This is a genomic window from Flavobacterium branchiophilum NBRC 15030 = ATCC 35035, from assembly GCF_002217205.1.
Lineage (GTDB): Bacteria > Bacteroidota > Bacteroidia > Flavobacteriales > Flavobacteriaceae > Flavobacterium > Flavobacterium branchiophilum.
This window is the reverse complement of record NZ_MUGT01000031.1, coordinates 1-8664: the sequence shown is the minus strand read 5'-3', so window position 1 is coordinate 8664 and position 8664 is coordinate 1. Positions and strand designations below refer to the sequence as shown.

Annotated in this window: 6 protein-coding genes; all 6 read left to right on the top strand. The window is 36.0% G+C overall.

Annotated elements, in window-relative coordinates:
- Positions 1-89 precede the first annotated feature (89 nt).
- Positions 90-1127, top strand: a complete 1038-nt coding sequence (locus tag B0A58_RS04310) for a LacI family DNA-binding transcriptional regulator (RefSeq protein ID WP_089080015.1) — start codon at positions 90-92, stop codon at positions 1125-1127.
- A gap of 204 nt (positions 1128-1331) precedes the next feature.
- On the top strand, positions 1332-2669 hold the full coding sequence (locus B0A58_RS04305; RefSeq protein WP_089080014.1) for an MFS transporter: 1338 nt from the start codon (positions 1332-1334) through the stop codon (positions 2667-2669).
- Between the two features lie 6 nt (positions 2670-2675).
- Positions 2676-3329, top strand: a complete 654-nt coding sequence (gene pgmB / locus B0A58_RS04300) for a beta-phosphoglucomutase (protein WP_089080013.1) — start codon at positions 2676-2678, stop codon at positions 3327-3329.
- A gap of 84 nt (positions 3330-3413) precedes the next feature.
- A complete protein-coding gene (locus tag B0A58_RS04295) occupies positions 3414-5717 on the top strand; it encodes a glycoside hydrolase family 65 protein (RefSeq protein ID WP_089080012.1) in 2304 nt (767 codons plus the stop codon).
- A 144-nt stretch (positions 5718-5861) separates the two neighbouring features.
- A complete protein-coding gene (locus tag B0A58_RS04290; RefSeq protein WP_089080011.1) occupies positions 5862-6770 on the top strand; it encodes an alpha/beta hydrolase in 909 nt (302 codons plus the stop codon).
- A gap of 10 nt (positions 6771-6780) precedes the next feature.
- Positions 6781-8616, top strand: coding sequence for a glycoside hydrolase family 13 protein (locus B0A58_RS04285; protein ID WP_089080010.1), 1836 nt, complete (start codon positions 6781-6783; stop codon positions 8614-8616).
- Positions 8617-8664 lie beyond the last annotated feature (48 nt).

The window sequence follows — 8664 nt, the reverse complement described above, 5'->3', positions numbered from 1 at the left end:
CCATCAACCATCAACCATTTTTTTATAGACAACAAAATTGTTTTGCATAGAAAAAAGCATATATTTGTTAAATCAACAACACATTTGCCATGCGAAAAAAAATCACACTCAAACAAATTGCCAAAGAATTGGATATTTCCATTTCAACAGTTTCAAAATCACTCAAAAATAGTTCAGAAATTAGCGAAGATACCCGCCAAAAAGTACAAGCTTTTGCCAAATTATACCATTATAAACCCAACAATATTGCATTGAGTTTGAAAAATAGGCGAACGAAAACGATCGGAATTATTATCCCCGAAATAGTACACCATTTTTTTGCAACCGTAATTTCGGGCATAGAGGAAGAAGCCAACAAAATGGGCTATACCGTTATTGTATGTTTGTCCAACGAATCGTTTGACAAAGAAGTGATCAATATGGAAATGCTGGCCAATGGCAGTATTGATGGTTTTATCATGTCGTTGTCTAAAGAAACCCAACAGAAAAAAGATTTTCATCATTTGACAGAAGTTATCAATCAAGGGATGCCCGTGGTGCTATTTGATAGGATTACAAACGAAGTTTTGTGCGACAAAGTAATTATCGACGACAAAAAAGCCGCTTATGAAGCAGTTCAGTCATTAATTAACAAAGGAAAAAGAAAGATAGCGCTTATAACAACAGTCGATTATGTAAGTGTGGGCAAATTGCGAACGGACGGATACATAAAAGCATTGTTGGACAACGATATCGTGTTTGACGAAGAACTAATAATTAGAATTGAAGATATAGAAAATTGCGAAGCCATTATCCAGCAATTAATGGACCACAAATCTATTGATGCCGTTTTGGCCGTCAATGAATTATTTGCTGTAATGATTATAAAAGCTGCCAAAAAATTAGGGTTAGATGTGCCTTCAGATTTGTCTGTAATTGCCTTTACAGATGGCATCATTTCAAAATATTCTACCCCAACCATAACAACGGTGAGTCAAAATGGAATAAAAATGGGACAAAAGGCGGCCAAAATATTGATAGATCGAATAGAAGCGGCCGAAGAAGAAAATTTTGACGAAGAACATAACGAGCATTATAGAACAGAAGTTATTGAAACCCAATTGATTGAAAGAGAATCTACAGCATAAACTGTTGGGTTGATGCACTTATTTTTAATGCAAAAAAAGATAGCTTTTTGAATCATTTTTATTTTTTTTTGGAAAAAGAAATGTAATTTCAATTTTTTTTATACATTTACAACCTAATCAAATCTTTTTGTATTTACTTCGAAAACAAGATAAAAAGTTTTGATAAGCATAGCGCTTATCGTATCAAATTTTAAAATTACGATAATGGAAAAGCGTAGATTAAGTACCGCCGAAATCTGGATCATGAGTTTTGGTTTTTTGGGGATACAAATGGGATTTGCATTACAAAATGCTAATGCAAGCCGGATTCTTCAAATTTTTGGTGCCGATGTGCACGAACTCTCTTGGTTTTGGATAATTGCTCCTTTAATGGGATTGATTGTTCAGCCGATAATTGGTTATTATAGCGACAAAACTTGGGGTCGATTTGGAAGAAGAAAACCTTTTTTCTTTGCAGGTGCAATCTTGGCATCATTCGGGTTAATCCTAATGCCGCAAGCCGAAATTTTTATTGCCGTACTTCCTGCTTTATGGGTTGGGGCTGGTATGTTAATGATTATGGACGCTTCGTTCAACATTGCCATGGAACCTTTCCGAGCTTTAGTAGGCGACAATCTTAGAACCGACCAAAGAACGGCAGGATTTAGCGTTCAAACCGCCTTAATTGGTTTTGGAGCTGTAATTGGTTCTTGGTTGCCTTATGTGTTGACCAATTGGTTTGGCATTTCCAACAAAAATGAAGAGGGTGGCGTTCCTTATAACTTAATCTTATCTTTTATCATTGGCGCAATAATTTTAGTGGGATCTGTACTGATTTCTATTTTCAGTACCAAAGAATATTCTCCTGCCGAATTAGCGCATTTTGCTGATGTACAAGAAACACACACGAAAGAATCTAGTATTTTTGACGTCTTTGACGATTTCATGAATATGCCTTCCACTATGAGGCAATTGGCTTTTGTTCAATTTTTCTCTTGGTTTGGATTGTTTGGTATGTGGGTTTTTACCACTCCTGCCATTGCACACCACATTTACGGATTACCTATTAGTGATAATTCAAGTGATGCCTATCAAAATGCAGGAGATTGGGTAGGTGTACTATTTGGAGTGTACAACTTAGTATCTGCAATCTATGCTTTTGCTTTGCCCTATATCGCAAAAAAAATCGGCAGAAAATCCACTCACGCCTATTCCTTAATTATTGGAGGTTTGGGTTTAATTTCAATGTATTTTATGCCAAATGAAAATTGGTTAATCCTTTCCATGATTGCCATTGGAATTGCTTGGGCAAGTATTTTATCGATGCCTTTTGCCATTCTTGCGGGTTCAATATCTCCCTTAAAAATGGGGGTTTATATGGGAATTTTTAACTTTTTTGTGGTGTTGCCACAAATTGTGAATGCCTTAATTGGCGGACCACTTGTCAAATATGTTTACCACGACAACGCCATTTATGCTATTGTAACAAGTGGGGTGAGTTTTCTCATCGCAGCCCTATTGGTTACTAGGGTTAAAGATGTAGATGATGTAATAAAAAAATAAAATTTAATGACAAAAAAAGCTTTTATTTTCGACCTAGACGGCGTAATTGTAGATACCGCTAAATACCATTTTTTGGCTTGGAAAAAAATCGCAAACGAATTGGGTATCGAATTCACACACGAACACAACGAATTATTAAAAGGAGTGAGCCGCGTGCGCTCACTCGATATTATTTTAGGTCTTGGAAACGTTGATGCTTCGCAGGAGCAAAAAGACCAATGGCTCATTCAAAAAAACGAAGATTACTTATCTTATTTGGTGGATATGGATCAAAACGAAATCCTCCCTGGAGTGATGTCGGTATTGGAATTTTTGAAAGCCAATAAGCAACCCATCGCTTTGGGTTCGGCAAGTAAAAATGCCCGACCTATTTTAGAAAAAACAGGAATACTATCTTATTTTGATGTAATTGTGGATGGAAATGACGTAAGCAACGCCAAACCAGACCCTGAAGTATTTCTTCAAGCAGCACAAAAATTGGGCATTACCAATGAAAATTCCATAGTTTTTGAAGATTCAGTTGCCGGAATTCAAGCGGCAAATATCGCAAAAATGACTAGTATTGGCATTGGAGACGCTGGCATTTTAAACGAAGCAAAACACAATTTTAAAGACTTCACTTGTATTGATGAATCATTTCTTGAGGGTTTAATTCATTAAATGATTGAAAGATTAAATGATTGAAAAATTGAAGGACTAAATTTTTAAATCTTTCAATTTTTAAATTTTTAAATAATTAAAAAAATGAACCAAGATTATATTAAACCAGACAACTGGTCGATTATTGAAGAAGGATTTGATGTAGAAAGAGTAAAATCATCCGAAAGTCTTTTTAGTATTGGAAACGGCGCCATGGGGCAACGTGCCAATTTTGAAGAAACCTATTCTGGCGAAACTTTCCAAGGAAGTTATATTGCCGGTATCTACTACCCTGACAAAACCAAAGTGGGCTGGTGGAAAAATGGCTATCCAGAATATTTTGCCAAAGTATTGAACGCACCCAACTGGATTGGAATCGACATTGAAATCAATGGTGAAAATTTAGATTTACACAGTTGTACTTCGGTTCGAGATTTCCGTCGTGAATTGAATATGAAAGAAGGTTGGTACCAACGCTCTTTTGAGGCTAGTTTGCAAAACGGAACCGAAATTGCGGTCAATGTAAAACGTTTTTTATCTATTGATTTAGACGAAGTGGGAATCATCAATTACGAAATTTCTCCTTTGAACAAAGATGCTAAAATTGTTTATAAACCCTATATTGATGCTGGAGTTACCAATGAAGATGCCAACTGGGAAGAAAAATTTTGGGAACCATTAGAAGTAAAAAAAGGTAGCAATGAAGCATTTGTAACAGCGCAAACGTTCAAAACGCACTTTAAAGTAACTACTTTCATGCACAATAGCATTTGGGCCAATGGAAAAAATGAAAACATTTCGCCTGTTGCCATTGATGCTTCCAACGAAAAAATCCAACACAGTTACGAAACCGTAATTGCAAAAGGTCAAACTTCAGCGATTCAAAAAATTGGTGGCTACACCGTTTCCATGAATCATGCTAACACCCAAACCGCAGCTGAAAATGTAATTAAATCGGCTTTAGCCAAAGGATATGAAGCCCTTTTAGAAGAGCAAAAAGTAGCTTGGGCTAAAATCTGGGAAATGTCGGATATCACTATCGAGGGCGATGTGAAAGCACAACAAGGAATTCGTTTCAATATTTTCCAATTGAACCAAACCTATTTAGGCAAAGATTCTCGTTTGAATATTGGACCTAAAGGATTTACAGGAGAAAAATACGGAGGATCAACTTATTGGGACACCGAAGCCTATTGTATTCCTTTCTACATGGCTACCAAAGACCAAGAAGTGGCTCGTAATTTATTGACCTACCGTTACAATCAATTGGACAAAGCGATTGAAAATGCAGCAAAATTAGGATTTACAAATGGTGCGGCTTTGTACCCAATGGTTACGATGAACGGAGAAGAGTGCCATAACGAATGGGAAATTACCTTTGAAGAAATTCACCGAAATGGGGCTATCGCCTTTGCTATTTTTAACTATTATCGTTTTACAGGAGATTACAGTTATATTCCTGAAAAAGGATTGGAAGTATTGATTGGTATTGCTCGTTTTTGGCACCAAAGAGCGACTTTCTCAACGAATAAAAATCAGTATGTGATTTTAGGCGTTACTGGACCAAACGAATATGAAAATAATGTCAACAATAATTTCTATACCAATTATATTGCTAAATGGTGTATTGATTATGCGGCGGAACAAATTCAGAAAGTATCTTTAGAATACCCATCCGATCACAAACGCATTATCGAAAAAGTAAATTTATCGAATGCGGAGTTGCAAGAATGGAAAAAAGTAGCAGACAATATGTATTTCCCTCAATCGGAAGAATTGGGAGTATATCTACAACAAGACGGATTTTTGGATAAAGAATTAGTTCGCGTAGCCGATTTAGATAGAAGCCAACGCCCAATCAATCAAAAATGGTCTTGGGATAGAATTTTACGTTCGCCTTACATCAAACAAGCCGATGTATTACAGTGCTTCTACTTCTTTGAAGATCATTTCTCCAAAGAAGAATTGAAAAATAATTTTGAATTCTACGAGTCGTTTACGGTGCATGAAAGTTCGCTTTCGCCTTGTGTGCACTCTATTCAAGCGGCAGTTTTGGATAAAATGGAAATGGCATACACTTTCTATTTAAGAACGTCTCGTTTGGACTTAGATGATTATAACAAAGAAGTGGAAGAAGGATGTCATATCACTTCAATGGCAGGGACTTGGATGAGCATTGTAGAAGGTTTTGGCGGAATGCGTGTGAAAGACAACACCTTACATTTTGCTCCAAAAATTCCGAAAGAATGGAAAGGTTATTCCTTTAAAATCAATTTCAGAAACCAAATTGTAAAAGTATCGGTTACCCAATCCGAAACTCAAATTGCTTTAGAAGGTAACAATTCAATTACTGTTATGGTGCATGGAAAAGAAGTGGTTGTAGAGGCTAATGGTTTGGTTAACGTATAACCTGATACAACAGGATTAAAATCCTGCCTTACAAAATGGGTCGAGCCTATGGCTCTTGGAAATATGCCATAGTTCCGTAGGAACGACTCATTGTTTAACAACGGATTTTAATCCGTTGGTTGCCTAGGTAAAAATAAAATCACCATGAAAAAATTCTTCTTTTTACTACTTACCTCCATCTCTTTTGGGCAAGTACCGAAAGTGAGTACAGGTACTATACAACGTCTTGAAAATTTTAAATCCAATTATGTGGATGCAAGAAATATTGATGTTTGGTTACCCGATGGGTATTCCGAAAGTCAAAAATATGCCGTCTTGTACATGCACGACGGACAAATGCTATTTGATGCTGAAACAACTTGGAACAAGCAATCATGGGAAGTGGATGAAGTAGCTGGTAAATTAATCCAAGAAGGAAAGACCAAACCATTTATTGTGGTTGGTATTTGGAATAATGGACAAAAACGCCATCCTGAATATTTCCCGCAAAAGCCATATCAAAGTTTGAATCCAACTCAAAAGGACACCATAACGGCTCAGTTGCAAAAAGCAGGAAGAACAAAAGAAGTCTTTCAACCCATTTCAGATTTGTATTTGAAATTCTTAGTGACGGAATTAAAACCGTACATCGACAACCATTTTTCTACCTTAAAAGATAAAAACAATACCGTAATTGCGGGTTCCAGTATGGGCGGATTGATTTCTATGTATGCTATCTGCGAATATCCTGAGGTTTTTGGCGGTGCTGCATGTATTTCTACCCATTGGCCTGGAACATTTAGCAGTCAAAACAACCCAATTCCAGATGCTTTTATCAACTATATGGAGTCGCATTTACCCAATCCAAAAACGCATAAATTCTATTTTGATTATGGCAATAAAACCCTCGATGCTTTGTATCCTGATTTACAGAAAAAAGTTGATATTCTTATGAAAAAAAAGAAATTTAAAAAAAACAATTGGACTACCCAATTTTTTGATGGAAAAGACCATTCTGAGAAATCGTGGGCAGAACGACTGCATATTCCATTTGAATTTTTATTAAAAAAATAAAATAATTATCATGAAAAAAATCATTTTCTTATTACTAGTTAGTAGCAATTTATTTGCACAAATAGACCGTGTTGAACCGCCTTTTTGGTATGCCAATATGCAAAATCCAGAAGTGCAAATTTTATTTTATGGCAAAAATATTGCTCAAAATGAAGTGTCTGTTTCTAATAATGTTATCATCAATACTATTCGAAAAACAGAAAACCCAAACTATCTTTTTGTAACCATAGATACCAAAAATGTTGCGGCTCAAGAACTTACTTTTTCTTTTTCAAAAAATAAAAAAGTAGCTTTTACTCAAAAATATGAACTTCGCAAACGAAAAGAAAATTCAAGATTTAGAAAAAGTTTTGACGCTTCAGACATGATGTATTTAATCATGCCCGATCGTTTTGCCAATGGAAATCCCAACAACGACAGCGACAATTCGGTGGTAGAAAAAGCGGATAGAAAAAACCCAGGAGGTCGCCATGGTGGTGATATTGAGGGAATTATCAAGCATGTTGATTATTTAAAAGAACTGGGAGTTACCGCTTTATGGAGTACGCCAATGTGTGAAGACAATGACAAAACCTATTCGTACCACACCTACGGACAATCGGACGTATATAGAATTGACCCAAGATATGGCACCAACGAAGAGTATGTAAAATTGGCGGCTACCTTGCACCAAAACGGCATGAAATTGATCAAAGATTATGTTACAAACCATTGGGGAGCAGAACATTGGATGTTTAAAGACATGCCAACTTACGATTGGTTTCATCAATTTCCTGGCTATTCGCAATCCAATTATCGCATGACCACTCAATACGACACAAATGCTTCAAAAATTGATGCCAAAATGTGTATGGATGGTTGGTTTGTACCTTCTATGCCCGATTTGAATCAATCCAACCCTTTGGTATTGAACTATTTAACTCAAAATGCGATTTGGTGGATAGAATATGCCGATTTGGATGGTTTTAGAGTAGATACCTATTCGTATAACGATAAAGAAGGCATTGCCAAATGGACCAAAGCCATTACCGACGAATATCCTTATTTTAATATCGTTGGCGAAGTATGGATGCACGACCAAGCTCAAATTTCTTATTGGCAAAAAGACAGCCCAATTGCCAAAATTCAAAGTTACAATAGCTATTTGCCAAGCGTAATGGACTTTACTTTGCACGATACTTTTGGGTCGGTTTTCAACGAAGACAAAACCAATTGGAACGATGGCATGTACAAAGTATATGAAAATTTTGTAAATGATTTTTTATATGCAAATCCCAATAATATACTCACTTTTGCCGAAAACCACGATACCAATCGTTTCAACCAAATCTATAAAAACGACTTCAAAAAATACCAAATGGCGATGTCTTTGCTAGCCACCGTGCGTGGTATTCCGCAGTTGTATTATGGATCAGAGATTGGTATGGCTGGCGACAAAGGTAAAGGCGATGCCGACATCAGACAAGATTTTCCTGGCGGATGGGCTGGCGATGCTCAAAATGCGTTTACAAAGTCGGGGCGAAGTGCCGTCCAAAATCAATTTTTTGACTTTACATCCAAATTATTCAACTGGCGAAAAAACAATCCTGTTGTAGCTTTTGGAAAAATGAAACACTACTTGCCAGAGCAAAATGTGTATGTTTATTTCAGATATGATGACAATCAATCGGTGATGGTTATTATGAATAATGCCGATGAAAAACGCACCATTAGCACCAAACGTTTTGCAGAAAATATTCAAAATTACACTACTGGAAAAGACATTTTTACCAATCAAAAAATGAATTTAAAAAATGATATTAGTATAGATTCTAAATCTGTAATTATTTTAGAATTAGAAAATTAAAATACTGATTTTAAAATAATTAGCAATTTAAAATGTATTTTATAAATT

What these genes read in the sequence shown, in the direction of transcription:
- B0A58_RS04285 (WP_089080010.1), top strand. Translation starts at nt 6,781, where the DNA reads ATGAAAAAAATCATTTTCTTATTACTAGTTAGTAGCAATTTATTTGCA.
- pgmB (WP_089080013.1), top strand. Translation starts at nt 2,676, where the DNA reads ATGACAAAAAAAGCTTTTATTTTCGACCTAGACGGCGTAATTGTAGAT.
- B0A58_RS04305 (WP_089080014.1), top strand. Translation starts at nt 1,332, where the DNA reads ATGGAAAAGCGTAGATTAAGTACCGCCGAAATCTGGATCATGAGTTTT.
- B0A58_RS04310 (WP_089080015.1), top strand. Translation starts at nt 90, where the DNA reads ATGCGAAAAAAAATCACACTCAAACAAATTGCCAAAGAATTGGATATT.
- B0A58_RS04290 (WP_089080011.1), top strand. Translation starts at nt 5,862, where the DNA reads ATGAAAAAATTCTTCTTTTTACTACTTACCTCCATCTCTTTTGGGCAA.
- B0A58_RS04295 (WP_089080012.1), top strand. Translation starts at nt 3,414, where the DNA reads ATGAACCAAGATTATATTAAACCAGACAACTGGTCGATTATTGAAGAA.